Genomic DNA, 26881 nt, shown 5'->3' on the forward strand with positions numbered 1-26881 from the left:
GATCATTACGGGCGGCGTCCCTTAACCTTGGCTCCCATGAACCTGGAGAAGATCAACGGAGTCCCAGTCCTGCTGTGCCCGGCCGACGGCGACCCGATCGCCGCCGAGCGCGACGCCCTCGACCTCATCGGCGACGCGGGTTACCAGGGCGCCCGCTGGGTCGCGGTCCCCGCGGAGCGCTTCGGCGCGGACTTCTTCCGGCTGCGCACGCGCGTAGCCGGCGACATCATCCAGAAGTTCGTCCAGTACGGCATGGGCCTCGCCATCGTCGGCGACATCTCCCAGCACATCGAAGCGAGTGACGCCCTGCGCGACTTCGTCCGCGAATGCAACCGCGGCCGCCAGACCTGGTTCGTGACGGACACCGCCGAACTGGGGGAGAAGCTGGGCGGCTAGCGTCGCGCCGTCACCGTCGACTCCACCGCGAAGAGCTCCTCCTCGACGTGGTCGAGGGCCAGCCGCAGCGCGCCTGTCGCGATTGCCGCCTCGCCCAGGAGGGAGAGCTTCACCTGTGGTGGGCGCAGGCAGTAGCGGGCCAGTTCGGTGCGCAGCGGGTCGAGGACGCCGTCCAGGCCCGCCGCCCAGCCGCCGACCACCACGCGCTGCGGGTCCAGGGCCAGGACCAGCGCGGCGACGTCGTGGACGAGGCGCTGGATGAAGCGCTGCACCGCGTCCCGCGCCTTCGCGTCGCCGCCCCGCGCCAGCGCGAACACCCGCGCCACCGCGGCCTCGTCGAGCTTGTGCAGCGGCTCGCCGGTGGTCGACAGCAGCTTCTCCGGGAGCGCCTCCCGGCCCAGCAGGTGCAGCGCCCCGATCTCGCCGGCGGCCCCGCCGTAACCGCGGTGCAGCCGGCCGCCGATCAGCGACCCGGCGCCGGGGCTCAGCCCGGCCAGGACGAACACGAGGTCGTCACAGTCGCGGGCGGCGCCCTTCCAGTGCTCGGCCACGGCGGCCGCGTTGGCGTCGTTCTCCACCAGCACCGGGCAGCGGAAGGAGCGGCGCAGGCGGTCGCCGAGCTTGAGCCCGGTCCAGCCGGGCAGCGCCGTGCCCAGGCGCACCGTGCCGTCGGCCTCGATGATCCCGGGGCTGCCGACGCCGACCGCGCGGAGCGCGTCGCGGGGCACGCCCGAATGCCGCAGCACCTCGCCGACGACCGCACGGGTGCGCTCGAGACGCTCCTCGGCCGGGGCCTCCTCGTCGACTTCGCGCGCGGCCGAGCCGACCATGCGGCCCTCGAGGTCCGACAGCAGTCCGGCGACCCGGTGCGGGCCGATCTCGATGCCGAGCAGATACCCGGACTCGGCGCGGAAGCGGAACCGCCGCGCGGGCCGCCCCTGCTTGCGCTCGGATCCGGCGTCAGCGGCCGCGGGCCCGACCACACCCGTGTCGACGAGCCCCTCGATGACGCCCTCAAGCGTCGGCCGCGACAGCCCGGTGACGCCGACGAGTTCGGTCAGCGTGGCCGCGTCCACCCCGCGCAGCGCGTGCAGCACCACGGCGGAGTTGATGCGCCGCAGCAGGGACGGATCCCCACCCGTGAGCTGCGCCAACGCCCGCCTCCCTCACGAATCATGTACGCCCGGGATGGTAACCGCTATTCGCCGGACCCGGGAGCGACGAAGCCCGACTCGTACGCCGCGATCACCGCCTGCGTGCGGTCCCGCGCGCCCAGCTTCGCCAGGACGGCGCTGACATGGGTCTTCACGGTCTCGGTGCCGAGGTGAAGGCGCGCGGCGATCTCGGCGTTGGTGAGCCCTCGGGCGATCAGCCGCAGCACCTCGCCCTCGCGTTCGGTGAGCGCCGCCTTGTCGAAGGACTGCCGGGCCTGCTCGTTGCCGTGCGCGGCGGCCAGATTCCGTAGCGCCGCCGGGAAGAGCAGCGACTCGCCCTCGGCGACCAGCCGCACCGCGTGCACGATCTCCGCGGGCCGGGCCCGCTTCAGCAGGAATCCGTCGGCACCGGCGCGCAGCGCCCCGTAGACGTACTCGTCCTCCTCGAACGTCGTCACCACGAGGATCTTCGGCGGCTCCGGAACGGTGCGCAGCACCGCCCGCGTCGCCTCGATGCCGTCCATCAGCGGCATCCGCACATCCATCGCGACGACATCCGGCCGCAGCTGCCGTACGAGCGGAATCACCGCCGCCCCATCCGCCGCCTCGCCCACGACCTCAATGTCCGGCTGCGCCTCCAGAATCGCGCGCAGCCCGGCGCGCACAAGCGCGTCGTCGTCGACGAGCAGGACGGTGATCGGCACGCGATCACTGTAGCCGGGTGAGTCCGAACCCCCGCCGTCGGCTCGGACTCACCCGGCTATCGGCAGCTCCACCCGCACCCGCCACTCGCCGTCACACGGCCCGCACTCCGCCGCGCCGCCGAGCAGCTCGGCCCGCTCCCGGATCCCGCGCAGCCCGGATCCGCCGGTGCCCGCCGCCGACTCCGCGGGCAGCTTGCTGCGCACCTCCAGCTCCAGCCGCCCGCCCCCCGCGGCGATCCGGACCGTGGTCGGCACCGGACCGGCATGCCGCAGCACATTGGTCAGGCACTCCTGCAGCATCCGATAGCCCTCCCGCGATACGGGCCCGGGAACGGCGTCGAGGTCCCCGCTGATGTCCGTACGGACCTCGGCCCCCGCTCCGCGCGCCGACTCGACCAGCCGCCCGGCGTCCGCGAGCGTCGGCCGCCGGCTGACCGGGGCGGCGTCCTCGCGCAGCACCTTCAGCACTCGGTCGAGGTCGTTCAGCGCCTCCCGCCCGGTGTCCTCGATCGCCGCCAGGGCCCGCTCGGTGAACTCCGGCGACCCCGCCGCCCGCGCCGCGCCCGCCTGCACGACCGCGACCGTGAGGGCGTGCCCGATGGTGTCGTGCAGCTCGCGCGCCAGCCGGTTGTGCTCCAGCAGCCGCTCGGTGCGCTCCTCCAGCTTGGCCAGCCGCTCCGCGGGGGAGGGGCCGAGCAGCTTCGGGGCCAGCGCGGCCATGGCGGCACCGGAGGCCCACAAGGCGGCGTACACCAGGACCGCGGCGACGGGGGCGAGCAGGCGATACCACCACTGCCAGTGCTCATGGAGCCCCAGCGGCTCCGCCGTCAGCCCGTCCCACACCGACGGCACGAGCATCCCGACCACGCCCGCGGCCCCGTTGACCGTCACCGTGACGGTCACGAAGCCCAGCCACAGCCGCGTCACCAGCCAGCCGAAGACCCGCACCTTGTCGCCCCAGGACTGCGACGGCGACCTCGCGATGTCCGGGTGCGGCCGGTCACCGGGATAGAGCAGCAGGTCCACCTGCACCGACTCGGCGGTGCGCATGGCCGGGATCAGCGCCGCCACCGCCAGCAGCGGCACCGGCGTGACGAGCATCAGCGCGAAGTGCGCCAGGCTGGTGTCATTGCCGAGCCCCGGCGAGACCATCGCGACCACCACGGCGAGGACCGCACCGATGAACAGGTGCAGCCACCGCGTATAGGTCACTGCCCGCAGAGCGGGTCGCAGCGGCCGGGGCAAGGAGATCACGCGATCCATCGTGCCAGCACCCCCGCAGCCGCGAATCCCCCGCGTGGGGGACCCGGAACCCGCCACCGGGGGAGGCCCCTGACCTGCGTGAACCGGAATCGTGGCGGCCATGACAGCAGCCACAGCCATCGAAGTGCGCGACCTGACCAAGGTCTACGGAAAGGTGCGCGCCGTCGACAGCGTCACCTTCACCGTCGAGCCCGGCCGGGTCACCGGCTTCCTCGGCCCCAACGGCGCCGGCAAGTCCACCACCATGCGCCTCGTCCTCGGCCTCGACCGCCCCACCTCCGGCACGGCGACCATCGGCGGCCGCCCGTACGCCACCCTCACCGAGCCGCTCCGCCAGGTCGGCGCGCTCCTCGACGCCGGCGCCGCCCACGGCTCCCGCACCGCCCGCGGCCACCTCGCGGCCCTCGCCGCCAGCAACCGCATCCCGGACCGCCGGGTGGCCGAGGTGCTGGAGATGACCGGCATCGCCAAGGCGGCCGACCGCCGGGTCAAGACGTTCTCCCTCGGCATGCGCCAGCGCCTGGGCATCGCGGCCGCCCTCCTCGGCGACCCGCCGGTGCTGATGCTCGACGAGCCGTCGAACGGCCTCGACCCCGAGGGCATCATCTGGATCCGCGAGCTGCTGCGCCAGCTGGCGGGGGAGGGCCGCACGGTCCTGGTCTCCAGCCATCTCATGGGCGAGACGGCGGCATTCGCCGAGCACCTGATCGTCCTGGGCCGGGGCCAGGTGCTGGCGGATACCCCCATGAAGGACTTCATCGCCTCGCGCGTACGGCCGCGGGTGCGCGTGCGCACCAGCGAGGACGAGCGCCTGCGCGCGCTGCTCAAGGAGCACGGCTACGACCCCGTCCGCTCCGACGACGGCCGCTGGCACGTCGACGACGCCGAGGTGGACGCCATTGGCCCGCTGGCGGCCCGCGCTGGTATCCCGATTCTCGAACTCGCCGCCGAGGAGGCCACCCTCGAGCAGGCCTATCTCGATCTGACCGCATCCGCCACGGAGTTCACCGCCGTCCCCCAGGAGGCCTGAGAAGATGCCCGCCACCGCCGTACTCCGCTCCGAGTGGATCAAAATCAAGACCCTGCGCGGCACCGTGTGGTCGCTCGCCGCCGTGCTGCTGCTGACGGTCGGCTTCAGCGCCTTCGCCAACGGGGCGTTCGGTGAGGCCGAATCGGACAACGGGGACTTCGACCCGCTGTTCTCGGTCTTCATCGGCATGAGCCCCGGCCAGATCGCGGCCATCGCCTTCGGCACCCTGGCACTGTCGTCCGAGTACGTGTCCGGCGGCATCCGCGCGTCCCTCGCGGCGGTGCCGCGCCGCGGCGCCTTCTACGCCGCGAAGCTGGCGAACGTCGCCGGACTCGCCTTCGCCATCGGCCTGCTGACCACCTTCGGCTCCTTCTTCCTGAGCGGCGCCCTGCTCGGCGAGAAGGCCCTGTCCATCGGCGACGACGGCGCCCTGCGCGCGTGCGTCGGCGGCGCCGCCTACCTGGCCCTGATGGCGGTCTTCGCCACCGGCCTCACCGCCGTGCTGCGCAGCGGGATGGCGGTCCTGAGCATCCTCATCCCGTTCATCCTCGTGGTGTCCTTCGTCATCGGTACGGGCGCGGCCGGCGTCGCGGACTATCTGCCGGACCGTGCCGGGCAGCAGATCATCTACGCCGACCCGCCGGCCTCCCTCAACCCGTGGGCGGGCCTGGCGGTCACCGCCGCCTGGGCCGCGGCCGCGGCGCTCGCCGGCTGGTGGTCGCTGCGCCGCCGGGACGCCTGAACGCCGCTGAACTGGCCTGACGTCGCGGCGAATGCACCGGTTCGCACTCTTGATCGCTTGTCTCACACTGTGAATACTGCAGCGCACGCGAATTTTGGAATCCCAAAATCCCTGATCTGCAGAGGACTCACGTGCGAAGCCAGGCAGGAAGAGCAGGCATCGCCATAGCGGCCGCAATAGCGGCCGTGGCGACTGCAACGGGCGTCTCCGCACCGGCCACCGCCGGTTCGGACGCCCCGAAGGCGGCCGAGAAGAAGGCCCCCACCCACCGCGTGCAGCTGATCACCGGTGACATGGCGCAGGTGACGGACGGAAAGGTCACCGGCTTCGAGCCGGCCCCCGGCCGCGAGAACATCCCGGTGCACACCCGGACCGACGGCGACCACTCCTACGTGGTCCCGCTCGACGCCCAGCGGCTCGTCTCCAGCGGGAAGTTGGACCGCCGCCTCTTCGACGTCACGGGACTGGCGACCTCCGCGTCCCGCAAGTCGTACAAGAATGGCCTCAAGGTCATCGTCGGCTATAAGGGCAGCGCCGGCACCGCCCGTAACGAGGTGCGCGCCACCGAAGGCACCAAGGTCCGCCACCGGCTCGAGTCCCTCAACGCCGAGGCCGTCACCACCAAGCAGGACGACCTCCCGAAGCTCTGGAAGGCGCTGACCCGCGAAGGCGAGAACTCCACTCTCGCCGCCACCGCGGGCATCGACCGCGTCTGGCTCGACGGCACCGTCAAGGCCCAACTCGACGTCAGCGTCCCGCAGATCGGCGCCGACAAGGCCTGGTCCGCCGGCTACGACGGCAAGGGCGCGAAGGTCGCCGTCCTCGACACCGGCGTCGACGAGACCCACCCTGACCTGGCGGGCCAGCAGGCCGCGGAGAAGAACTTCTCCTCCTCCGCCGACACCAAGGACCGCCAGGGCCACGGCACCCACGTCGCCTCCACCATCGCCGGTACGGGCGCCAAGGGCGGCGGCAAGTTCAAGGGCGTCGCGCCCGGCGCCAAGCTCCTCGACGGCAAGGTGCTGAGCGACGAGGGCAGCGGCAGCGACTCGCAGATCATCGCCGGCATGGAGTGGGCGGTCGGCCAGGGCGCCGACATCGTCAGCATGAGCCTAGGCGGCACGGACGCGCCCGGCCTCGACCCCATGGAGGTGGCGGTCAACAAGTACGCCGACGAGGGCGTGCTGTTCACCGTCGCCGCCAGCAATGACGGCCCCGCCCCGGAGACCATCGGCACCCCCGGCTCGGCGGACGGCGCCCTCACGGTCGGCGCCGTCGACGACGCCGACAAGATGGCCGACTTCTCCAGCCGTGGCCCGCGCCTCGGCGACGGCGCGATCAAGCCGGACGTGACGGCCCCCGGCGTGGACATCACCGCCGCCTCCGCCCCCGGCAACTCCATCGCGCAGGAGGTCGGCGAGAACCCCGAGGGCTACATGACCATCTCGGGCACCTCGATGGCCACCCCGCACGTCGCGGGCGCGGCCGCCATCCTGAAGCAGCAGCACCCGGAGTGGAAGGCCGCCGAACTCCGGGGCGTGCTGACCGGCTCCACCAAGGACACCGGCTTCACCGCCTTCGAGCAGGGCTCGGGCCGTATCCAGGTGGACAAGGCCATCGCGCAGGGCGTCTACGCCACCCCCACCTCCCTCAGCCTCGGCAAGGCCGCCTGGCCGCATGACGACGACGAGCCGATCAACCGGACCCTGACCTACCGCAACACCGGCACCGAGCCCGTCACCCTGGACCTGGCCATCGCCGGGAAGGGCCCCGACGGCGCGGCCGCCCCGGAGGGGATGTTCAAGGCCACCCCGGCTCAGGTCACCGTGCCGGCGGGCGGCACCGCCGAGGCGACCGTCACTGCGGACACCAAGGTCGAGGCGCCCGACGGCAAGTACACCGCTGCCGTCACGGCGACGGGCGGCGAGCAGACCGTGCGCACGGCGGTCGCGGTGGAGCGGGAGATCGCCTCGTACGCGGTCTCGCTGAAGCACCTGGGCCGCGACGGGTCGGCCGCCGGGCAGTTCCAGACCTACGTCACCGGGCTGACCGGTGAGGCGGCGGGCAAGGAGTTCGCCCTCGACGAGTCGAGCGAGTCCACCACGGTGCGGCTGCCGAAGGGCGACTACACGGTGCACGGCATCGTCATCGCCGACCGCGGCGACGTCACCAAGGGCCTCGACTGGATCGCGCAGCCCCGGCTCACCGTGGACGGCGACAAGGAGCTGACGCTGGACGCGCGGACGGCCAAGGCGGTCGACATCACCGTCCCGGACGACGAGGCGACGGCGGCCCAGGCCTATGCGGCGTATGAGGTGGACGGCAAGTCCTACCCGGTGACCTTCGGCTGGCGGCTGGAGACCTACCAGGGCTTCCGCTCTGCCCACCTGGGCCCCGAGATGGCTGACGGCCAGACGCTGAACCAGGTGTGGGACGCCGACTTCACCAAGGGCGACGACACCCAGTACTCGCTGATTTACGGCGGTGCGGCCAAGCGCCTCTCGGACGGCTTCACCAAGCACGTGCAGCGGCGTGAACTGGCCCGGATCGACGCCGGCCTCGGCGCCGCCGCCCCCGGCAAGACCGCCTGGCTGTCGGCCGGCGGTACGACGCCCGGTCTCAGCGGCTTCACCAGCGGTCAGTTCGTCCCGGCGGAGGCCACGCGGCACCTGTACGTGTCCACCGAGGACAACGCCACGTGGACCACCTTCGCCGACCAGATCGGGCCCCCGCTGCCCAACGGCTGGCTGCCCACGGAGGTCTCGTACCAGATCTTCTCCGGGAAGTACGAGGCCGGCCGGACGTACCGGATGGACTTCAACACCGGGGTCTTCGGGCCTGTGATCAAGGAGCGGGACGGCATCGTCCGTTCCGGCGACCTGATCTACGCCTTCATGTCCATGTTCGCGGACGGTGCGGGGCACGAGGGCCGCTCGGAGGGGGTCACGGCGACCACGGCCTTCTACCGCAACGGCGAGAAGATCTCCGAGAGCGACGAGGACCTGAGCGCCACCTCGTTCGACGCGGTCAAGGAGGACGCCGAGTACACGATCACCACGTCGCAGGTCCGCGACCCGGAGATGTTCCAGGTGGGTACGCGGATCGACGGCAGCTGGACGTTCCGCTCCAAGAGCGGCGACAAGGGGAATCTGGCGGCCTCCACGGTCCGCTTCCATCCGAAGGTCGACCTCGAGAACAAGATCGCCGCCGATGAGGACATCCGGATGCCGGTCGAGATCCAGGGCTCCGCAGCCGGCGACAACCTCAAGTCCCTGAAGATCGAAGCAAGCTACGACGGCGCCAAGACCTGGAAGGAACTCCGCTACCGCGACGGCAAGGTGCAACTGACCACCCCGGCGGCCGGCAAGTCCGTATCGCTACGGGCCGAGGTCGTGGACAAGCAGGACAACAAGTCCACGATCGCCGTGCACGACGCCTTCCTGGGCCGCTGAACACGAGGGCGCCCGCCTCCCGGAGGCGGGCGCCCTTCTGCCTGTAGCGTCGGAGTCTCCGCCCCGCAGACCACCTCGGACAGCATCGAGAGGCCCCGTCGATGACCGCGCACCACCCCGACGCCACCGAAGCTCCTGCGGAGATCCGCAGCAATGTCCCCGGCTCGTTCGCCCGGGGCGTGCTGACGAGGCGGCATCCGGCGCTGATCCGGCAGGTACGGGACGCCATTCCGCTCGGCCCTCGGCAGCATCGCGCGCTGGACCGGCTGGAAGCCGACGTCGCGCGCGACGAGATCACGCCGCTTGACGACGCTGCGGACGATCACAGCATCTGGAATGACTGGGCGCAGGGCTACTACGGACAGTCGTGGCTCGATGCGCCGTTCCTGTGGGCCGAGTCGTACTTCTACCGCAAGCTCCTGGCCGCCACCGGCTACTTCGAGTCGGGGCCTTGGCGCGGTGTGGACATCTTCGCTCCGTCGAAGCAGGCGGAGCTGCACAGCAAAGACGTCGACGCCGAGCTCCGCGCTCTCGACGAGCTCCCGCGGCAGGCGGAGCGGGAGCGGGAACGCGGGGAGGTCTTGCTGCAGTCGTCGCTGTGGGGCAATCAGGCCGACCTCGGCTTTGCCGCCTCCAGCAATGCGCCCGCCGAGCAGCGTCGCGACGAGCGCCTGGTCGTCGACGACCGGACGCGCCTGTGGGACCTCCTGGCCGCCGGCACCCCGGGGACGATCGCGGTCCTGGCCGACAACGTGGGCCGCGAGCTCATCCCGGACCTGGTCCTCATCGACCATCTGCTGCGCCACCATGCCGAGCGGGTGGTGCTGTACGTCAAGCCGTATCCGTACTACGTCTCGGACGCCACCGCCCCCGACACCTTCGAGCACCTCCGCCGCCTGGCGGCGGCACCTGGTGAAGCCGGGGCGGTCGGACAGCGACTGTGGTCCGCTCTCGCAACAGGCCCCCTCGAAATCCGCGCCCACTCCTTCTTCTGCGCTCCGCTGGAATTCAACCGGATGCCCGCCGACCTCCACGACGAGCTGGCGGAATGCGCGCTGACGATCCTCAAGGGCGACCTGAACTACCGGCGCCTGGTGGGCGATCGAGCATGGGATCCCGTCACGCCGTTCGAGCGGACGACCGCGTACTTCCCGAGCCCGGTAGCCGCGCTGCGCACCCTGAAATCCGACGTCATCGTCGGGATGGCGCCCGAGCGCCTCGACGAGCTTGAGGCTTCCGGCAGCGATTGGCGAACCAGCGGCACCCACGCCCTGGTGCAGCTGCACGGGGTTACCGAGCGTCAACTTCTTGGCTAGGGTCGGCGGATGCCTGACGGTGACAGAATGCCCTCGCCCGAGGAACCGCAGTACATCCGTGACCTGCGTACGGACCGCCCGCACCCGGCCCGCGTGTACGACTACCTCCTCGGCGGCAAGAACAACTACGCCGCCGACCGCGCCGCGGCCGAAGCGGGCAAGCGGGCCAACCCGAACAGCCTGATACCGCCGCGCGAGAACCGCGCCTTCCTGCGCCGGGCCGTGCACTACCTGGCGGCCCAGGAGGGCATCGACCAGTTCCTCGACGTCGGTACGGGCCTGCCCACCTCGCCGAACGTCCACGAGGTCGCCCAGGCCGCGAACCCCGCCGCCCGCGTGGTCTACGTCGACAACGACCCCATCGTCCTCACCCACGCCCGCGCGCTGCTGGTGGGGACCCCGGAGGGCCGCACCAAGTACATCGAGGCCGACCTCCGCGATCCCGAAGCGATCCTGAACGCCCCGGAGCTACAGGCGACTTTGGACCTGACGCGCCCGGTGGGCCTGCTGCTGATCGCCATCATGCACTTCGTCCCGGACGAGGCCGGTCCGCTGGATATCGCCGAGCGATTGCTGTCTGCCCTCCCCTCGGGCAGCTTCCTCGCCCTGTCCCACCTGACCGGCGACTTCGATCCGAAGGCATGGGAAGGCGTGGCGGCGATCTACCGCAAGAGCGGCGTAATCATGCAGGTCCGTACCAAGCCGGAGGTCGAACGCTTCTTCGACGGCCTCGAACTCGTGGACCCGGGCGTACAGTCGCTGCCCCGCTGGCGCCCGGAGGCCCCGGCGGTCGGCACCGCGGGTGCCGTCACGGACGCGGAGGTGTCGGTGTACGGGGGCGTGGGCCGCAAGCGGTGAGTACGTACACAACACTCTGGACGAACGACTTGTGCCGGGAGCTGGAGAAGTCCGGCTACGCCGGTCAGCGGCTGACGATCCTGTTCGGCGGCCCGCACCAGTCGCTGCCGAGCTTCCGGCGTGCCGGCGTCGAGGCCGGGGACCGTATCGTTCCGCTGCGTGCTCGGCGCGGCCGGCTGCATGTGCTGGGGACGATGGAGGTTGCCCGGATCCTGCCGTACGAGGACGCCGGGCAGGACCTGGCCGACGACGACTACACCAAACTGCTGCACTGGAAGCCGCTGAAGACAGGCTGCGTCAGCGAGGTCCTCATAGGCCCGCCCGGCTCCGTCCTCGACTTCGACACCACCGTGCCACCCAAGCTCCTTGAACAGCTGACGTTCACCTCCCGCCGCGGCGAGCGCCAGCTCAAGCACGTCGAAGACGGCAGGCTGCTCCGCTCGATCAGCCTGCAGGGCATCTATCGCCTCGCCCCTACCTCCGCCGCGGCGCTGCGTCAGCTGATCCTGGACGTCTCCACCGACCCACCGCCTGGATTCCACAGCCCGCGGGCCGACTGACGTCTTCCTTGTATGACGGATGTACGTCCCCGCTGACACGGCTGGGCGCTGTTCGACGCCGTCGAGCTCCAGCGCCGGGCTCCGGGATAAGTGGCGGGAACGTGTGGGGCAGAGAGCTGTCTTACGGAAGCCTGGCGTCCAATTTGTAAGCATCATGACAGTCGGTGCGGTAATGGGCCAAGACGAGTAATGTGCGCGGAAGTTGCAGCCTAATCGGAGGTTATTGCCGCTATGTCTGCTCCCAATGGCGACACGCACCGCGCCCGCGTAGACCGTCGCACCGAACACCCCCGCGAGATTCTGCTGGTGGCCGCCAACCCTGCTGTCAATGAACATGGTTGGCCGGTCGGCTTCTGGGGTGCCGAGCTCACCCATCCGTACTACGAACTGACCGAGGCCGGATTCCGGGTCACCATCGCCTCGCCCGCCGGCGGGGAAGTCGTCATGGACGGCCTGTCCGATCCCCGCGATCCGTCCAAGTGGTCTGCCGAGGACCTGATCACGATGGGGTTCGTGAACACCCCTGAGCTGACCCAGCTGTTAGCGGACACACCTGCCCTCGACAGTCTCGACCCGGGGCGGTATGAGGCGCTGCTCATCGCCGGCGGGCAGGCACCGATGTTCGGGTATCGCGACAGCAAGCCGCTGCACCAGGTGATACGGGCCTTCTGGGACGCGGAGAAGATCGTCGCCGCGTACTGCCACGGCGTCGCCGCACTCGTCGACTGCGAGCTGACCGACGGCACCCCGCTGGTGCGGGGGCGTACGGTCACCGCCTTCTCCAACGCCGAAGAGGACTACAGCAACGCGGCCGCAGGCGTACGGCTGATGCCGTGGCGGCTGGAGGATGCGCTGCGCGAGCGCGGCGCGCACTTCGTCAGCGCCGGCCTGTTCAAGCCGTTCGCCGTCCGCGACGGCCGGCTCATCACCGGGCAGCAGCAGTATTCGAGCCGCGAGGTCGCGCGTGCGGTGCTCGCAGCGATCGGCGTCTGAGGGGGCGGCCGGATGACCACGGCAGTGATCGGCACGGGTTTTGTCGGCGGCACGCTCGGGCGGGCCTTCGCGCGCGCGGGCATCCCGACGGTCTTCGGCTCGCGCCATCCGGAGGACGGCAGCGTCGCAGGCAGCAGCGGCGCGGAGGTCGTCTCGGTGGGCGCGGCGGTGCAGTCGGCGGGAACGCTGGTGCTCACGCAGCCGGCGGCCGCCGTCGAGGACTTCCTGCGCAGGTACGGGGACGCGCTCGCCGGGCGGCTGGTCGTCGACGCCACCAACGACGTCGGGCGGCCGGTCGCCCACAAGGCGCGGGAGGTCGCGAAGTACGCACCCGGGGCCCGGTACGCGCGCGCCTTCAACACCCTCGGCGGCGAGAACTTCGCCGACCCGCGCTTCGACGGCATCGCCGCCGACCTGTTCTTCTCGGCCCCGGTCGACGACCGCGCGGCCGTGGAGGAGCTGATCGCGGCCGTCGGGCTGCGGCCGATGTACGTGGGGGAGGGGCAGGAGGACGTGGTGGACGGCGTCCTGCGGCTGTGGTTCGCACTGGCGGTGGGGCAAGGGCACGGCCGCGAGCTGGCATTCCGGACGTTGAGCAGGCCCTGAGGCTGACGATAGGTTGCTCGGATGGAGCTGCCTGCGTACTGGATGTCGCGGCCCGAACCGCGCCCCGATCGCAGGACGTCGGAATCCTTCGACCTGCTGCTCGAGCAAGCGCTCGCGGACGGCCCCGACGTGCCCATCGACTACCGGCTCGAGGCGCCGAAGTGGCAGTTCCTCTGCCATGCCGCGGATCGCGGCACCCTTGTGCTGCACGGTTCCGGCGACCCGGCGATCAAACGCTTCGAACCGCGGCAGCCGGACGACACCAGCGAGTTCGGCAATCGGTGCGCGGTCTTCGCCGCCGGTGACGGGCTCTGGCCGATGTACTACGCGGTCCTGGACCGGGAACGCCACCCGATGTCGCTGATCAATGGCTGCGCCCGCGTCGCCGACGGCAGCAGCGGGCAGCTCGGCGACCCGCACTACTACTTCTCCATCAGCGCGCGGGCGCTGAAGCAGCAGCCCTGGCGGGCCGGCACGGTTTACCTGCTACCCGCCGACACCTTCGAACTGCAGCCGCGGATACAGGTCGGCGACGCCTCGATACAGCTGCCCCAATGGGCAAGTCCCCTACCGGTGACCCCCGTCGCCAAACTCGACGTACACCCGGAGGACTTCCCCTTCCTCGACCACATCCGCGGCCATGACGATGACCAGGTCAGGACCCGCGCGGCAGCCAACCCCGATGGCTTCCCCTGGCACGACGAGGCGTGACTCAGAAGAAGCAGAGAGCCAGCACATGTCCCGACGCACGACCCCGTCCGTAGCCACCTCCGCGGAACCGGCCATGCGGCCGGCCGGCCAGGGCCGCCCCGGGCTGGACATCGTCCGCAACTGCCGGGTCTCCTTCGACGGGTCGGCGCTGGTGGCCACCGGACGGGACGGGGCGCGGCGGAGCTTTCCCGTCGGCGAGGGTGGCATCGTCAAGGCCGTGTTCGTCGACAAGCCGGGGGAGTCGGTCGGCGGTGGTATGGCCGCGCCGGCCCCCGGCGGCTGGGGGGAGCTGCTGTTCCTCGACGCCGCCGGGGCCGTTGTCGTGCGACTGCGCCTCGACGACTGGGTTCCCGAAGGGGACCGGCTCGGTATCCGTCCCGTACGAGGCGAGCGGCTGCTCGCGCTGAGCGGCGCCGGTGCGCTGTGCAAGCGGGCGGGAATTGCGGTCAGCGTCTCCCGGGTCCCGGCCGAAGCGGGCGGGACTTCGCTGCGGCTGCCGATGGCATTGCCCGCCTGGTACTCGGTGGTGCGTGTCGCCGCCACGGTGGTGTGGGCGGTGGCCTGGTTCGTCGGCGTGCTGCTGCGGCCCGACGCGCCGTGGCTGCTGGCGCTGGCGGCGGTCGCGGCGCTCGCCGGTCCTGTCGCGTACTTCGCTGTCCGGTCGGCCCACGCCGCGCGCGAGCGCGGAGCGGCCGAAGCGGGCGGCACCCGGATCTCTCCGTCGCCCGCGGCCGGGGCGGGTGCCACGGTGCGGTTCTGCGAGACCGCTGCCGTGCGGGTCGAGCCGCAGGAGATCGTGCTGGTGGACAGCGTGGGACACGAGCGTCGGCTGGCGCGGTCCGGGGCGCATGGTGTGACCCGGCTGGTGCGGCACATGGACCGCAAGACAGGTGAGCCTGTGGGCGTCGAGCTGTGCGGACCGGACGGGCAGGTGCGCGGGGCGCTGCCGTGGCGGTGGTGGTTCGCGGGTCCTGAAGGCGAGCGGCGGTGGGAGGAGTTGCGGGCGGTCGGTGGGCTGCAGGCGGAGGACCGGGCCACGGCGAAGGGTGTGTCGTGGCCCGTCGACCCGGTTGCCGAGGCGGACGCGAGTCTGATGGGGCAGATGCCGGCGGCCCGGGCGCGGCAGGCGAGCCGGTTCCCGGAGTCGGTCATGGGGGTGGCGGACCGCCCGATGGCGGCGCTGATGGCCGTGCTCAGCCTGGGTGCGGGGATCAGCGCGGTAGAAGAGCCCGGCTATCGGGTGGCCGTGATCGCCGTATCCGAGCTCGCGCTCTGCGGCTCGGAACTACCCCGCCTGGCCTACAGCTTGCGCAGCCGCATGCGTCTCGACCGGCCTGCGCCCGGGCAGGAGCCGACCGCATGAGCGACATGACAGAGCACGGCGTGACGCGCGATGAAGCGCAAACCATCCCCACGGATTACCAACGTCGAGGACAAGATGACGACTGCCTAGGTGGTTGGAGGCACACGCAGGTTCTCAGGCCCGGGCCCCTCACCCCTCCCGCCGCTCCAGCGGCACCGCCGCCGACACCACCGTCCCCTCACCCGGCGACGACTCGATGGTCAGCCGCCCACCCAGCTGCTTCAGCCGCGCCCGGATCGCCGGCACCCCGTGCCCGCGCATCCCGTCCGGGCCCTCCGGCAGCGCCGCCGCGTCAAAGCCCCGGCCGTCGTCCGCGACATCCAGCACCACCTGATCATCGAGACAGGTCAGCGTCAGCACCGCGGTCGTGGCCCCCGCGTGCTCGCGCACATTCGCCAGCGCCCCCTGCGCGATCCGCAGCAGCGCCGACTGCACCAGCTCCGGCAGCTCGGGCAGGGGACCATGACCGGCCTCGTCCACATGCACCCGCACCGACAGCCGCTCACCCGACTCCCGCTCGGCCAGGGTGTAGAGGGCAGCCGCGAGCCCCCCACCCCCCGCCAGGTCCGTCGGCGCCAGGTCGTGTACGAACCTGCGCGCCTCGCTGAGGTTGTGCTCGCCGATGGAGACGGCGGTGTCGACGTGGCCGCGGGCCTTGCCCGGGTCGGCTTCCCACAGGCGCTGTGCCGCGCGCAGCAGCATCTGCTGGCTGGACACGCCCTGGGCGAGGGTGTCGTGGATCTCCATCGCCAGCCGCTGGCGCTCGGCGAGGGTGCCCTCGCGGCGTTCGGTGGCGGCCAGTTCGCGGCGGGTGCGGACCAGGTCGGTGATCAGGGTCTCCTGGCGGGCGGCCTGGCGCTGCATGTAGATGAAGAGCGCGGTCGCGGACGCCGACAGCGCCATCGGGCCGACCACCAGGTCGATGTCGAAGCGTGCGGAGAGCTGCAGTTGGGCGCCGATGACGAAGGCGGTGAGCACGGCGATCAGCCCGTACGCGGCCCGCGGCGGCAGCGTGCGCAGCGCGGTGAAGAACAGCGGCACCGCCACCCAGCCGAAGCTCGGCGCCAGCAGCACCAGCGGCGCCCACAACGCGATGATCCCGCCGAACCACGCGGCCAGCCGCACCGGAGACCACGGCGTCGCCCCCCGGCCGGCGCGCGGGCCCAGGAAGTACAGCGCCGTCAGCGCGACCGCGAGCGCGATGACCCAGGGCGCCCGATTCTCGTCCGAGTGCCGGAGCAGAAAGCGGATCATCGCGGAGCCGAGCAGCAGGCAGTACGTCAGCTGCATGACGAAGGCCAGCCAGCGGGCATCCGCCCCGCCGACGGCGAGCGGCCGGTCGTCCGTCTGCATCGGCAGCCGCCTTCCTTCATTCAATTCCGACATGAAGGATATACGCGACAGATCGCGGCCACCGCCCCGGGCGGCTCAGCCCTGCGACGTCTCCTGCCGCAGCCGCCCGTACTCGGCCGCCATCGTCTCCAGCGTCCAGTGCGCATTGAGCCCGCTGGGATTCGGCAGCACCCACACCCGCGTCCCGCCGATCTCCCGCTCCTGCGGCCCGACGGCGGCCTTCCGCTCGCCGAAGGCGATCCGGTACGCGGTCACGCCCACGACCGCGAGCACCTGCGGCCGCAGCCGCTCCACCTTGGCGGCGAGCAGCCGCCCGCCCTCGCGGTACTCGTCGTCGCTCAGCTCGTCCGCCCGCGCGGTGGCCCGCGCCACGACATTGGTGATGCCGAGCCCGTACGACAGCAGCTCCTGCTGCTCGTCGGGACGCAGTTGCCGGGGCGTGAAGCCGGAGCGGTGCAGCACGGGCCAGAAGCGGTTGCCGGGCCGCGCGAAGTGGTGGCCGGTGGCGGCGGACATCAGCCCCGGGTTGATGCCGCAGAACAGCACCCGCAGCCCGGGGGCGGCCACATCGTCCACCAGCCGCCCCCGCGCGGTCTCCAGCTCCTGAGTCGTAAAACGCGGTGTCAGAGGATCGCCCCGGGCGCGTAGGCGGCGGCCTCCGGATGCTGCTTGGCGACCTCCTCGATACGGGCCACCACGGCGGCCACCTGGTCGCCCGCCGCACCAGTGAAGGACAGCTTGTCCGCCATCAGCTCGTCCAGCTGCGCCCGGTCGAGCGGGATCCGCTCGTCGGCCGCGAGCCGGTCGAGGAGCTCGTTGCGCTCCGCGCCCTGCTCGCGCATCGCCAGCGCCGAGGCGACCGCGTGCTCCTTGATGACCTCGTGCGCGATCTCCCGGCCGACCCCGGCCCGCACGGCGCCCATCAGCACCTTCGTCGTGGCGAGGAAGGGCAGGTAGCGGTCCAGCTCGCGCGCCACCACGGCCGGGAACGCCCCGAACTCGTCCAGCACCGTCAGGAACGTCTCCAGCAGCCCGTCCAGCGCGAAGAACGCGTCCGGCAGCGCGACCCGGCGCACCACCGAGCAGGACACGTCGCCCTCGTTCCACTGGTCGCCGGCCAGCTCGCCGGTCATCGACGCGTACCCGCGCAGGATGACGGCCAGCCCATTGACCCGCTCGCACGACCGCGTGTTCATCTTGTGCGGCATCGCGGACGAGCCGACCTGGCCGGGCTTGAAGCCCTCGGTCACCAGCTCGTGCCCGGCCATCAGCCGGATCGTCTTGGCGAGGGACGACGGTGCGGCGGCCAGCTGCACCAGCGCGGTCACCACGTCGTAGTCGAGGGAGCGCGGGTAGACCTGGCCGACCGAGGTGAAGGCCTGCCCGAAGCCGAGGTGCGCGGCGACCCGCCGCTCCAGCTCGGCGAGCTTGGCGCCGTCGCCGCCGAGCAGGTCGAGCATGTCCTGGGCGGTGCCGACCGGACCCTTGATGCCGCGCAGCGGATACCGGGCGAGGAGCTCCTCCACCCGCCCGTACGCCACCAGCAGCTCGTCCGCGGCGGTCGCGAAGCGCTTGCCGAGCGTGGTCGCCTGCGCGGCGACGTTGTGCGAGCGGCCGGCCATCACCAGCTCGCCGTACTCGCCGGCGCGCTTGCCGAGCCGCGTCAGCACGGCCACCGTGCGGTCGCGGATGTGCTCGAGGGAGAGCCGGATCTGCAGCTGCTCGACGTTCTCGGTGAGGTCCCGGGACGTCATCCCCTTGTGGATCTGCTCGTGCCCGGCGAGCGCGTTGAACTCCTCGATCCGCGCCTTCACGTCATGCCGGGTGACCTTCTCCCGCTCGGCGATCGACGCCAGGTCGACCTGGGGGAGCACCCGCTCATAGTCGGCGAGCGCCGTCTCGGGCACCTCGATGCCGAGGTCCTTCTGCGCCCGCAGCACGGCGAGCCAGAGCCTCCGCTCCAGCGTGACCTTGTATTCGGGGGACCAGAGGACAGCCAGCTCGGGGGAGGCGTAGCGACCGGCCAGGACATTGGGGATGCGCGGCTTGTTCACGTAGCGGAATTCTACGGCCCCCGGTCAGCGCCCGTCGTACGGGAGCAGGTCCGCCCGCTTGGGCGGCCTGCCGTCGCCCGAGGACCTGCCGGTGAGGCGGCGTCCGATCCACGGGCCCAGGTACGTGCGGGCGAACTGCACGTCCGCCGTCCGGCGCGCCAGCCAGGGCACCGGGGCGGCCGGCGGCAGCGGCTGGTCCCAGTCGAAGGACGGCGGCAGCCCGAGGGTCTGCCACACCGCCTCCGCCACCCGGCGGTGGCCCTCGGCGGTCAGGTGCAGCCGGTCGACCGCCCACATCCGCGGGTCGGAGAGGGCCTTCGAGGCGTACAGGTCGACCACCAGGGCGCCGTGCCGGGCGGCAAGGTCGTCGACGTGGTCGAAGAGCTCCTCCATCCGCGGCCGCATCCGGTCCAGTACGGGCCCGTTCCGGCCGGGGCTGCGCATCAGCACCAGCTGCTTCGTATGCGGGGCGAGGCGCTCGACCGCCTCGGCGAGGCGGTCCTTGACCTGTGCCATGTCGCAGCGCGGCCGCAGCGCGTCGTTGAGGCCGCCGACCAGCGTGACCAGGTCGGCGTCCATGGCCGCCGCGGTCTCGGCCTGCTCGTCGGCGATCTGGCCGATCAGCTTGCCGCGCACCGCGAGGTTGGCGTAGCGGAAGCCGGGGGAGGCGGCCGCGAGCCGGGCGGCGAGCAGGTCCGCCCAGCCGCGGTAGCTGCCGTCCGGCAGCTCGTCCGACATTCCCTCGGTGAAGGAATCCCCGACGGCGACGAAACTGGTGAATTGAACAGATGTCTCCATGGCGCAGGTGATCCTACGCCGCGGTCACGCCGCCCGCCCCACCAGCTCCCGCAGCACATCCTCCATGGTGACCAGCCCGGCCAGCCGCCCGTCCTCGCCCGTCACGGCCGCCAGATGGGTGCTGGAGCCGCGCATCGCCGTCAGCACGTCGTCGAGCGGCATCGACGCCCGTACCCGCGCGATCCGCCGCAGCGCCCCGACCGGGAACGGCAGGTCGCGGACCGGAGCGTTCAGCGCGTCCTTGACGTGCAGATAGCCGAGGATGCGGCCCAGATCGTCGACCACCGGGAAGCGGGAGAAGCCCGACTCGGACGACATCCGCTCCAGCTCCTCCGGGGTAATCCCGAACCGCGCCGAGACCACGTCCTCCTTGGGCAGCACGACCTCGCTGACCGGGCGGCGGCCCAGCTCCAGGGCCTCCTGGAGGCGACCGGTCGCCTTGTCGTCGATGAGTCCGGCCTCGCCGGAGTCGGCCACCATGCGGGCCAGCTCGTCGTCCGAGAAAGTCGCGGACACCTCGTCCCTGGTCTCCACCCGCAGCAGTTTGAGCAGCGCGTTCGCGAACGCGTTGATCGCGAAGACCACCGGGCGCAGCGCCCGCGTCATCGCCACCAGCGGCGGGCCGAGCAGCAGAGCGGTGCGTACCGGATCGGCCAGCGCGACGTTCTTCGGCACCATCTCGCCGAAGAGCATGTGCAGGTACGTGGCGAGCACCAGCGCGATCACAAAGGAGACCGCGTGGGCGAGCCCGTCCGGGATGCCGACCGCGTGGAAGACCGGCTCCAGCAGATGCGCGATCGCCGGCTCGGCGACGATGCCGAGGACGAGGGTGCACAGCGTGATGCCGAGCTGGGCGGTGGCCATGAGCGTGGAGACGTGCTCCAGGCCCCACATCACCCGCCGCGCCCGCCGGTCGCCCTCGCGGGCGTGCGGCTCGACCTGGCTGCGGCGTACGGAGATGAGCGCGAACTCGGCGCCCACGAAGAAGGCGTTGACGACCAGCGTCGCCAGGCCGATGAGCAGCTGGATCATGGTGGTCATCGGCGCGCCTCCTGCCGCTTGGCGGCCACGGGCTCGGCCGCCGGCTCGTCCTCGGGCAGCGGCGCGTGCAGCACGACGCGTGCCGCCCGCCGCCCGGTGGCGTCGACGACGTCGAGGCGCCAGCCGGCCACCTCGATGGTGTCGCCGTCGGCCGGGATCCGGCCGAGCTCGGTGGCGATGAGCCCGGCGAGGGTCTCGTACGGGCCCTCGGGGGCGCGCAGCCCGATCCGCTCCAACTGGTCCGAGCGGGCGGCGCCGTCGGCGTTGAACAGCCGGCGGCCGTCCGTGCCGGTCCCGGCCGGGGCCAGGTCGGGGGTCTCGTCGGGGTCGTGCTCGTCGCGCACCTCTCCGACGACCTCCTCGAGGATGTCCTCCATGGTCACGACGCCGGCCGTGCCGCCGTACTCGTCGATGACCACGCCCATCGAGCGGGCCGTCGACAGCCGGTCGAGGAGCGTGTCGCAGGGCAGCGTCTCCGGCACCAGCACCGGCTCCCGCAGAAAGGCGGTGACGGGGCGGCGGGCGCGCTCGTCGGCCGGTATCGCGAGGATGTCCTTGATGTGTGCGATGCCGACGACCGAGTCGAGGGACTCGCGGTAGACGGGGAAGCGGGACAGGCCCGTCGCCCGGCAGGCGTTGGCGACGTCCTCGGCGGTGGCGTGCACATCCAGGGCCATGACCTGCACCCGCGGCGTCATCACGTTCTCCGCGGTCAGCTCCGCCAGGTGCAGGGTGCGTACGAACAGCTCCGCCTGGTCCGCCTCGAGGGAGCCCTCCTTGGCGGAGTGCCGGGCCAGGGCGATGAGCTCCTGCGGGCTGCGGGCGGAGGCGAGCTCTTCCGCGGGCTCCATACCCATGGCGCGGATGAGGCGGTTCGCGGTGCCGTTGAGCTGGCTGATGAAGGGCCGGAAGACGACCGAGAAACCGCGCTGGAAGGTGGCCACCCGTTTGGCGATGGGCAGCGGCTGCGAGATCGCCCAGTTCTTCGGCACCAGCTCGCCGACGACCATCAGCAGCACGGTCGAGATCGCCGTGCCGAGGGCCAGCGCGAGGCCGCCGACCGCGCCCTCGGGCACGCCGACGGCGGTCAGCGGGCCCTGGATGATCGCGGCGATGGACGGCTTGGCGAGCATGCCGACGACCAGGTTGGTGACGGTGATGCCCAGCTGCGCGCCGGAGAGCTGGAAGGTGAGGCTGCGTACGGCCTTCAGGGCGCTCTCCGCGCCCCGCTCGCCGCGGTCCACGGCGAGCTCCAGGTCGGCGCGCTCGACGGTGGTGAGGGAGAACTCGGCGGCCACGAAGATGCCGCACGCCAGCGTCAGGGCCAGCGCGACACCGAGGAGGATCACTTCGGTCATCGGGTCACCACCGTCCCATGATCGCCGGAGCGGGCGGGGTGGCGCGATGGCAGGGACTTGGAGGCTCGTCCATCAGTGGACGCTCACACCTTTCCTCGGATACGGGTGACGGAAGGATCAATGTTAAAGGACCGGCAAAGTGCGGTCACCGCGGGAGCGGCTTCACCCACCGGCGCCACTGCTCCTGTGGCGCGTACCCGGCCCCGCGCCAGGCATGGTGGGCGAGCTCGTTCCGCTCCAGCACCATGGCGTCGAGCCGCCGCCCGCCCAGCGCCGCGAACCGCTCCTCGGCGGCCTGGAGGAGCGCGCCGGAGATGCCCTGGCGGCGGTGGTCCGGGTGCACGGCCAGCCGGTAGAGGTGGCAGCGCCAGCCGTCGAACCCGGCGATCACCGTGCCGACCAGCTCCCCGTCGCGCTCGGCGAGCAGCAGCGCCTCCGGGTCGCGGTCGATGAGCGCGGCGACGCCGTCCGGGTCGTCGCTGACGCTCGTACCCTCCGCGGCCTCCTTCCAGAAGGCGAGCACGGGGTGCAGATCGGCGGGGGAGGCGTGGCGTATGCGGAGATCACTCATGGACGCGAGCCAAGCAGAATGCCGGCCCGGCGGGCCAGGGGATTAGTCTGCCTCCCATGTTCGACCTCGCCGCAAGCCTCCCGTATCCCGACGCCGTACGCCCGGACGACCAGCCGTCGCCGCACGCACTGCTCACGCCCGTCCTCGGCCTCCTCGGCAGCTGGGCGGGCCGCGGCCGCGGCGAATACCCGACCCTGGCCTCGGACTTCGCCTACGAGCAGCGGGTCACCTTCAGCCACGACGGGCGCCCCTTCCTGCATTACGAGACCCGCGCCTGGCTCATCGACGCCGACGGCGCGCCGCTGCGGCCCTCGGCACGGGAGAGCGGGTGGTGGCGGCTGCAGCCCGACGGCCGGGTGGAAGCGCTGATCACCCAGCCGACCGGCATCGCGGAGCTGGCGGAGGGCCGGGCGGGCGATGGCGCGGTGGATATCGCGACCCACGAGGTGGCCCGTACGCCCACGGCGAAGGAGGTCGAGGCGACCCGCCGGCGGTATGTGCTGACGGACGACGACACGCTCGACTTCACGCACGAACTGGCCGCCGTGGGCCAGCCGTTGCAGCATCACTTGTCGGCGCGACTGCACCGAGTGGGCTGATCCTGTCTTGGCGGCCTGCATATTAGTCCGTTTGCATGCTTTAGGGCTGGTTACGCGGCAAACAGGGCGGAACGGAAGGTTCCGCCACTGAGACCCTCGTCCCTCGTCCTGGAGATTCCATGTCGGATCAGCGCCGGAGCTCGTACGCCACCGTCAATCCCTACACCGGCGAAACGCTCGCCGAGTTCCCGGAGATCGAGGGCGCTCAGGTGGATGCGGCCTTGGAAACCGCAGGTCAGGCATTCGAGGAGTGGCGGAACCGCCCGATCGCGGAACGAGCGGCCGTGGTAGGACGTGCCGCCGAGCTGATGAGGCAGCGCAAGGAGGATCTGGCGCAGACCATCACCCTGGAGATGGGCAAGCTGATCTCCGAGGCGCGCGGCGAAGTGGACCTCGCCGCTTCGATCCTCAGCTACTACGCGGAGCGAGGCCCGGAGTTCGCCGCTCCCGAGCCCCTCGAGGTCGAGGAGGGCGAGGCGTACCTCGCCAACGACCCCCTCGGCGTCCTCCTCGGTGTCATGCCGTGGAACTTCCCGCTCTACCAGGTGGCCCGCTTCGCCGGTCCCAATCTCGTGCTGGGCAACACCGTGCTGGTCAAGCACGCCGGCATTTGCCCGCAGTCCGCACTGGCGCTGGAGGCGCTGTTCCGCGACGCGGAAGCGCCCGAGGGGGTCTACACCAACCTGTTCGTGAGCCACGACGAGATCTCCCGCATCATCGACAGCCCGATCGTGCGCGGCGCCTCGCTCACCGGCAGCGAGCGGGCGGGGGCCCAGGTCGCCGAACGTGCCGGACGGAACATGAAGCCCAGCCTGCTGGAGCTGGGCGGGAGCGACGTCTTCATCGTCCTCGACGGCGAGAACATGGAACGCACGGTCGCCGCCGCGGTCGCCGGGCGGATGGCGAACACCGGGCAGAGCTGTGTGGCGTCGAAGCGGTTCATCGTGCTGGCGGACGTCTACGACGAGTTCGTGGCGGGCGTGCGCCGCGCGTTCGAGGCGCTCGTACCCGGTGATCCCTCGGACGAGGCCACCACGCTGGGGCCGCTCTCGTCCGAGCGGGCGGCCGCCGGCCTGGCGGACCAGATCCGCGAGGCCGTGGACGAGGGCGCGGAACTCATCCTCGGCGGCGACCGGATCGACCGGCAGGGCGCCTTCGTCCAGCCGACCATTCTCACCGGCGTCAAGCCCGGGATGCGCGCTTACGCCGAGGAGCTCTTCGGCCCGGCCGCCGTGATCTACCGGGTGGCGGACGAGGACGAGGCGGTGGCCCTTGCCAACGACAGTGAGTTCGGCCTCGGTGGGTCCGTCTTCTGCGCGGACGTGGAGCGGGGTCGACGCGTCGCGGAGCGGGTGGAGTCCGGCATGGTCTGGGTGAACCACCCGACGTCGACGCAGCCCGACCTTCCGTTCGGCGGCATCAAGCGCTCCGGCTACGGCAGGGAGCTCTCGGAGCTCGGCATGCGGGAATTCGTCAATCGGAAGCTGGTCCGGATCCTGCCGCCCGACGCGGAGCTGAGCGGGATCGCCGGCTGAGCGACCGCGGCCTACCCCACCCGTAACAACGACAACGAAGAGAAACCATGCACGCAATACCTGACATCACCCTGAACAACGGTGTGAAGATCCCCCAACTGGGCTTCGGCACCTACCAGATCCCGGCGGAAGACGTCCGCGAGGCAACGCTGGCGGCTCTGCAGACCGGCTACCGGCACATCGACACCGCAGAGATGTACGGCAACGAGAAGGAGGTCGGCCAGGCGGTCCAGGAGTCCGGCCTCGACCGTGCGGACGTCTTCGTGACCAGCAAGCTGCACAACGCCGCCCACGCGTATGACGACGCCCTCCGCGCGTTCGACGGCACGATGGCGGATCTCGGACTCGACTACCTGGATCTCTTCCTCGTCCACTGGCCGCTGCCCGGCGTCGGCGACTTCGTCGAGACGTGGAAGGCCATGGAGGAGATCTACCGTTCGGGACGGGTCAAGTCCATCGGGGTCTCCAACTTCCAGCCGCACCACCTGCGCCGGCTCCTCGACAACAGCGTGGTGGTACCCGCGGTCAACCAGATCGAGGTGCACCCCTACCTGACGCAGGAGACCGTGCGCGCCTTCAACGCCGAGCACGGGATCGCCACGGAAGCCTGGTCGCCCATTGCGCGGGGCAAGGTGCTGAGCGACCCGGCCATCACGCGTATCGCGGAGCGGACCGGAAAGACACCGGCACAGGTCACGCTGCGCTGGCACCTCCAGCGTGGCGACATCGTCTTCCCCAAGTCGGCGACGCCTCACCGCATCCAGGAGAACGCCGACCTCTTCGACTTCGACCTCACCGAGAGCGACATCGGCGAGATCTCCGCCCTGAACCGCGACGAACGCCACGGACCCGATCCGGACCAGTTCAACGGCTGAGGAAGCCCACAGCCCGGATGGAGGACCTGCGCGCGCGTCAGTGCTGTGGAGCGGGGAACCTGTTGCTGAGGAATCTTCCAGGTGACGCCGGGGACAGGAATGGAGACAGGGGATGGCCACCACCTTGGGCGGGACGCAGGCCGGTCTCTCCCAACCGAGGAGCATCCAGTTGCCGGGCATCGTGCTCGGCGTCGGGCTGGGCGGATTCGTCGACGGCATCCTGCTGCATCAGCTGCTGCAGTGGCACCACATGCTCACCAGCACCAACCAAGATCACATCGGGGTGAAGTACTACAACCCCCACACGGTCTCCGGCCTGGAGATGAACACCGTCTGGGACGGGATTTTCCACACCGTGTGCTGGCTGGCGGTCCTGTGCGGCCTCTCCATCCTCTACTCGCGGGTGACCCACAACCGCAGGCGGGTGTGGACCTCCCGAGTGCTGTGGGGCTGGACGCTCGTCGGCTGGGGCCTGTTCAATCTCGTCGAAGGCGCCCTGGACCACCACATCCTGGGTATCCACCATGTCTACGCCGGAGACGGCCAGGTCTGGTGGGACATCGGCTTCCTCGTGTTCGGGGCCCTGCTGGTCGCCGGCGGCTACCTGCTACAGCGCAGTGGCCAGCCCTTCGACCCCAACGCTCCGGCCGACCGGCAGGCGAACCGGCCCGGATGACGGGCCATGACATGCCGGCGCACGAGCACGCCGCGGGCAGCAGTGTCCTGGAGACACTGCTGCCCGCCCTCGTCCTGGTGATCGCCTGCGGTGCCTACCTGCTGCTCGCCCGCCGGGCGTGCCGCCGTAATCCGGCCGTGGGCTGGAATCGGTGGCGGACCACCGGCTTCCTGGCAGGCGCTGCCCTACTCGGCGTAGCGCTGCTGCCGCCCCTGGCCCCGTTCGCGCACGAAGACTTCCGCGGTCACATGGCCCAGCACCTGCTCATCGGCATGTACGCGCCTCTCGCGCTCGTCCTCGCCGCCCCCATCACCCTCCTGCTGCGCACGCTGCCCGCAGCCCGAGGGCGACAGCTGACCGCCGTACTGCACAGCCCACCTGCCCGCGTGCTCGTCCACCCGGCGGTGGCGCTGGCGCTGTCCACGGGCAGCCTCGCGGTGCTCTACTTCACCCCCCTCTACAACGCGACCATGAGCAACCCGGCAGCGCACTGGCTGCTGCACACCCACTTCCTGCTGTCCGGCTGCCTGTTCGCCTACGTCATCGCCGGACCCGATCCAGCGCCCGCCCGTCCCGGCGTGCGCGCCCGCCTGGTCTACCTCGGGACCGCCATCGCGGGGCACGCGCTGATCTCCCAGCTGATGTACGGCGGCTTCTGGGTCAACATCCACGCCCCCATCCACCAGGTCCAGGGCGGCGCGGAGATCATGTACTACGGCGGCGACATCGCCGAACTGCTGCTGGCGGTAGCCCTGGTCGCCACCTGGCGCCCCGCCCACCAACGCCGGCCGGCCACCCGCGGCACGCGAACGCCTCGGTTGTCGCGGCCGGTCGGCACGACAACATCCAATTGGTGAGGGGTTGTTGCAGGCT

At 71.2% G+C, this 26881-nt stretch carries 25 protein-coding genes and 1 pseudogene; 16 read left to right on the forward strand and 10 right to left on the reverse strand.

Annotation, left to right across the window (positions count from 1 at the left end; translation table 11 throughout):
- Window positions 1-36 precede the first annotated feature (36 nt).
- Window positions 37-396 (forward strand): DUF4180 domain-containing protein, encoded by a 360-nt coding sequence (locus G5C51_RS02695; RefSeq protein WP_165230888.1) that lies wholly within the window; start codon window positions 37-39, stop codon window positions 394-396.
- Here G5C51_RS02695 and G5C51_RS02700 read toward each other — a convergent pair.
- Genes G5C51_RS02700 through G5C51_RS02710 form a run of 3 tightly spaced genes read right to left on the reverse strand, consistent with a single transcriptional unit; the run spans window position 393 to window position 3517 of the window.
- On the reverse strand, window positions 393-1550 hold the full coding sequence (locus G5C51_RS02700) for an ROK family protein (protein ID WP_165230891.1): 1158 nt from the start codon (window positions 1548-1550) through the stop codon (window positions 393-395). The two genes, G5C51_RS02695 and G5C51_RS02700, sit on opposite strands and share 4 nt — an antisense overlap.
- A 44-nt stretch (window positions 1551-1594) precedes the next feature.
- A complete protein-coding gene (locus tag G5C51_RS02705) occupies window positions 1595-2254 on the reverse strand; it encodes a response regulator (RefSeq protein WP_165230894.1) in 660 nt (219 codons plus the stop codon).
- A 48-nt stretch (window positions 2255-2302) separates the two neighbouring features.
- Entirely contained in the window at window positions 2303-3517 is a 1215-nt protein-coding gene (locus G5C51_RS02710) for a sensor histidine kinase (RefSeq protein ID WP_165230897.1), read from the reverse strand.
- Window positions 3518-3617: 100 nt separating this feature from the next.
- On the opposite strand from G5C51_RS02710, the gene G5C51_RS02715 reads away from it, so the two are divergent.
- The 10 genes from G5C51_RS02715 to G5C51_RS02760 all read left to right on the forward strand — a co-directional run bounded on the left by G5C51_RS02715 (window position 3618) and on the right by G5C51_RS02760 (window position 15148).
- Window positions 3618-4547 (forward strand): ABC transporter ATP-binding protein, encoded by a 930-nt coding sequence (locus tag G5C51_RS02715; protein ID WP_165230900.1) that lies wholly within the window; start codon window positions 3618-3620, stop codon window positions 4545-4547.
- 4 nt (window positions 4548-4551) lie between these two features.
- Window positions 4552-5289, forward strand: a complete 738-nt coding sequence (locus G5C51_RS02720; RefSeq protein ID WP_165230903.1) for an ABC transporter permease — start codon at window positions 4552-4554, stop codon at window positions 5287-5289.
- Window positions 5290-5474: 185 nt separating this feature from the next.
- Window positions 5475-8741: a S8 family peptidase gene (locus G5C51_RS02725; RefSeq protein ID WP_338117989.1), complete on the forward strand. Its 3267-nt coding sequence runs from the start codon at window positions 5475-5477 to the stop codon at window positions 8739-8741.
- A gap of 101 nt (window positions 8742-8842) precedes the next feature.
- Window positions 8843-10057, forward strand: a complete 1215-nt coding sequence (locus G5C51_RS02730; protein WP_165230909.1) for a damage-control phosphatase ARMT1 family protein — start codon at window positions 8843-8845, stop codon at window positions 10055-10057.
- Between the two features lie 9 nt (window positions 10058-10066).
- Window positions 10067-10915 carry an SAM-dependent methyltransferase gene (locus G5C51_RS02735; RefSeq protein ID WP_165230912.1) on the forward strand — a complete coding sequence of 283 codons (849 nt, stop codon included), beginning with the start codon at window positions 10067-10069 and terminating at the stop codon, window positions 10913-10915.
- Entirely contained in the window at window positions 10912-11475 is a 564-nt protein-coding gene (locus tag G5C51_RS02740) for a hypothetical protein (protein ID WP_338117990.1), read from the forward strand. The genes G5C51_RS02735 and G5C51_RS02740 overlap by 4 nt, the downstream gene beginning before the upstream one ends.
- A 231-nt stretch (window positions 11476-11706) precedes the next feature.
- Entirely contained in the window at window positions 11707-12468 is a 762-nt protein-coding gene (locus G5C51_RS02745) for a type 1 glutamine amidotransferase domain-containing protein (RefSeq protein WP_165230915.1), read from the forward strand.
- Window positions 12469-12480: 12 nt separating this feature from the next.
- Window positions 12481-13074 (forward strand): NADPH-dependent F420 reductase, encoded by a 594-nt coding sequence (locus G5C51_RS02750; protein WP_165230918.1) that lies wholly within the window; start codon window positions 12481-12483, stop codon window positions 13072-13074.
- A 21-nt stretch (window positions 13075-13095) separates the two neighbouring features.
- Window positions 13096-13785 carry a hypothetical protein gene (locus G5C51_RS02755; RefSeq protein WP_165230921.1) on the forward strand — a complete coding sequence of 230 codons (690 nt, stop codon included), beginning with the start codon at window positions 13096-13098 and terminating at the stop codon, window positions 13783-13785.
- Window positions 13786-13810: 25 nt separating this feature from the next.
- Window positions 13811-15148 (forward strand): hypothetical protein, encoded by a 1338-nt coding sequence (locus G5C51_RS02760; RefSeq protein WP_165230924.1) that lies wholly within the window; start codon window positions 13811-13813, stop codon window positions 15146-15148.
- Window positions 15149-15277: 129 nt separating this feature from the next.
- On the opposite strand, the gene G5C51_RS02765 is transcribed toward G5C51_RS02760, so the two are convergent.
- The 7 genes and pseudogenes from G5C51_RS02765 to G5C51_RS02795 all read right to left on the reverse strand — a co-directional run.
- Window positions 15278-16501: a sensor histidine kinase gene (locus G5C51_RS02765; protein ID WP_165230927.1), complete on the reverse strand. Its 1224-nt coding sequence runs from the start codon at window positions 16499-16501 to the stop codon at window positions 15278-15280.
- Between the two features lie 75 nt (window positions 16502-16576).
- Entirely contained in the window at window positions 16577-17077 is a 501-nt protein-coding gene (gene mug / locus G5C51_RS02770; protein ID WP_338117991.1) for a G/U mismatch-specific DNA glycosylase, read from the reverse strand.
- A gap of 47 nt (window positions 17078-17124) precedes the next feature.
- Window positions 17125-18555: an adenylosuccinate lyase gene (gene purB, locus G5C51_RS02775; RefSeq protein ID WP_165230930.1), complete on the reverse strand. Its 1431-nt coding sequence runs from the start codon at window positions 18553-18555 to the stop codon at window positions 17125-17127.
- A gap of 24 nt (window positions 18556-18579) precedes the next feature.
- Window positions 18580-19353: an SGNH/GDSL hydrolase family protein gene (locus tag G5C51_RS02780; RefSeq protein ID WP_165230933.1), complete on the reverse strand. Its 774-nt coding sequence runs from the start codon at window positions 19351-19353 to the stop codon at window positions 18580-18582.
- Window positions 19354-19377: 24 nt separating this feature from the next.
- Window positions 19378-20394, reverse strand: a complete 1017-nt coding sequence (locus G5C51_RS02785) for a hemolysin family protein (RefSeq protein ID WP_165230936.1) — start codon at window positions 20392-20394, stop codon at window positions 19378-19380.
- Window positions 20391-21752: a hemolysin family protein gene (locus G5C51_RS02790; protein ID WP_165230939.1), complete on the reverse strand. Its 1362-nt coding sequence runs from the start codon at window positions 21750-21752 to the stop codon at window positions 20391-20393. The genes G5C51_RS02785 and G5C51_RS02790 overlap by 4 nt, the downstream gene beginning before the upstream one ends.
- Before the next feature lie 145 nt (window positions 21753-21897).
- Window positions 21898-22332: pseudogene (locus tag G5C51_RS02795) on the reverse strand (GNAT family N-acetyltransferase); the annotation flags it as partial.
- A gap of 47 nt (window positions 22333-22379) precedes the next feature.
- Between G5C51_RS02795 and G5C51_RS02800 the strand changes: the two are divergent.
- From G5C51_RS02800 to G5C51_RS02820, 5 genes are all read left to right on the forward strand, one after another.
- Window positions 22380-22922 (forward strand): nitrobindin family protein, encoded by a 543-nt coding sequence (locus G5C51_RS02800; RefSeq protein ID WP_165230945.1) that lies wholly within the window; start codon window positions 22380-22382, stop codon window positions 22920-22922.
- Window positions 22923-23041: 119 nt separating this feature from the next.
- On the forward strand, window positions 23042-24457 hold the full coding sequence (locus tag G5C51_RS02805; RefSeq protein WP_165230948.1) for an NAD-dependent succinate-semialdehyde dehydrogenase: 1416 nt from the start codon (window positions 23042-23044) through the stop codon (window positions 24455-24457).
- Window positions 24458-24504: 47 nt separating this feature from the next.
- The gene (locus G5C51_RS02810; RefSeq protein WP_165230951.1) at window positions 24505-25332 is read left to right on the forward strand and encodes an aldo/keto reductase; all 828 of its coding nucleotides are present in this window, start codon (window positions 24505-24507) and stop codon (window positions 25330-25332) included.
- Window positions 25333-25444: 112 nt separating this feature from the next.
- Window positions 25445-26008: a DUF2243 domain-containing protein gene (locus G5C51_RS02815; protein ID WP_165230954.1), complete on the forward strand. Its 564-nt coding sequence runs from the start codon at window positions 25445-25447 to the stop codon at window positions 26006-26008.
- The gene (locus tag G5C51_RS02820) at window positions 26005-26865 is read left to right on the forward strand and encodes a cytochrome c oxidase assembly protein (protein ID WP_240929337.1); all 861 of its coding nucleotides are present in this window, start codon (window positions 26005-26007) and stop codon (window positions 26863-26865) included. The genes G5C51_RS02815 and G5C51_RS02820 overlap by 4 nt, the downstream gene beginning before the upstream one ends.
- Window positions 26866-26881 lie beyond the last annotated feature (16 nt).

Origin of the sequence: Streptomyces coryli, assembly GCF_011044975.1 — a bacterium.
GTDB classification, from domain to species: domain Bacteria; phylum Actinomycetota; class Actinomycetes; order Streptomycetales; family Streptomycetaceae; genus Streptomyces; species Streptomyces coryli.

Excerpts from the sequence above, each read along its gene's own strand:
- G5C51_RS02790 (WP_165230939.1), bottom strand. The coding sequence starts at position 21,752 with ATGACCGAAGTGATCCTCCTCGGTGTCGCGCTGGCCCTGACGCTGGCG.
- G5C51_RS02715 (WP_165230900.1), top strand. The coding sequence starts at position 3,618 with ATGACAGCAGCCACAGCCATCGAAGTGCGCGACCTGACCAAGGTCTAC.
- G5C51_RS02760 (WP_165230924.1), top strand. The coding sequence starts at position 13,811 with ATGTCCCGACGCACGACCCCGTCCGTAGCCACCTCCGCGGAACCGGCC.
- G5C51_RS02735 (WP_165230912.1), top strand. The coding sequence starts at position 10,067 with ATGCCTGACGGTGACAGAATGCCCTCGCCCGAGGAACCGCAGTACATC.
- G5C51_RS02745 (WP_165230915.1), top strand. The coding sequence starts at position 11,707 with ATGTCTGCTCCCAATGGCGACACGCACCGCGCCCGCGTAGACCGTCGC.
- G5C51_RS02765 (WP_165230927.1), bottom strand. The coding sequence starts at position 16,501 with ATGCAGACGGACGACCGGCCGCTCGCCGTCGGCGGGGCGGATGCCCGC.
- G5C51_RS02730 (WP_165230909.1), top strand. The coding sequence starts at position 8,843 with ATGACCGCGCACCACCCCGACGCCACCGAAGCTCCTGCGGAGATCCGC.
- G5C51_RS02750 (WP_165230918.1), top strand. The coding sequence starts at position 12,481 with ATGACCACGGCAGTGATCGGCACGGGTTTTGTCGGCGGCACGCTCGGG.
- G5C51_RS02820 (WP_240929337.1), top strand. The coding sequence starts at position 26,005 with ATGACGGGCCATGACATGCCGGCGCACGAGCACGCCGCGGGCAGCAGT.
- G5C51_RS02785 (WP_165230936.1), bottom strand. The coding sequence starts at position 20,394 with ATGACCACCATGATCCAGCTGCTCATCGGCCTGGCGACGCTGGTCGTC.
- G5C51_RS02780 (WP_165230933.1), bottom strand. The coding sequence starts at position 19,353 with ATGGAGACATCTGTTCAATTCACCAGTTTCGTCGCCGTCGGGGATTCC.
- G5C51_RS02805 (WP_165230948.1), top strand. The coding sequence starts at position 23,042 with ATGTCGGATCAGCGCCGGAGCTCGTACGCCACCGTCAATCCCTACACC.
- G5C51_RS02810 (WP_165230951.1), top strand. The coding sequence starts at position 24,505 with ATGCACGCAATACCTGACATCACCCTGAACAACGGTGTGAAGATCCCC.
- G5C51_RS02800 (WP_165230945.1), top strand. The coding sequence starts at position 22,380 with ATGTTCGACCTCGCCGCAAGCCTCCCGTATCCCGACGCCGTACGCCCG.
- G5C51_RS02815 (WP_165230954.1), top strand. The coding sequence starts at position 25,445 with ATGGCCACCACCTTGGGCGGGACGCAGGCCGGTCTCTCCCAACCGAGG.
- G5C51_RS02755 (WP_165230921.1), top strand. The coding sequence starts at position 13,096 with ATGGAGCTGCCTGCGTACTGGATGTCGCGGCCCGAACCGCGCCCCGAT.
- G5C51_RS02710 (WP_165230897.1), bottom strand. The coding sequence starts at position 3,517 with ATGGATCGCGTGATCTCCTTGCCCCGGCCGCTGCGACCCGCTCTGCGG.
- G5C51_RS02695 (WP_165230888.1), top strand. The coding sequence starts at position 37 with ATGAACCTGGAGAAGATCAACGGAGTCCCAGTCCTGCTGTGCCCGGCC.
- G5C51_RS02720 (WP_165230903.1), top strand. The coding sequence starts at position 4,552 with ATGCCCGCCACCGCCGTACTCCGCTCCGAGTGGATCAAAATCAAGACC.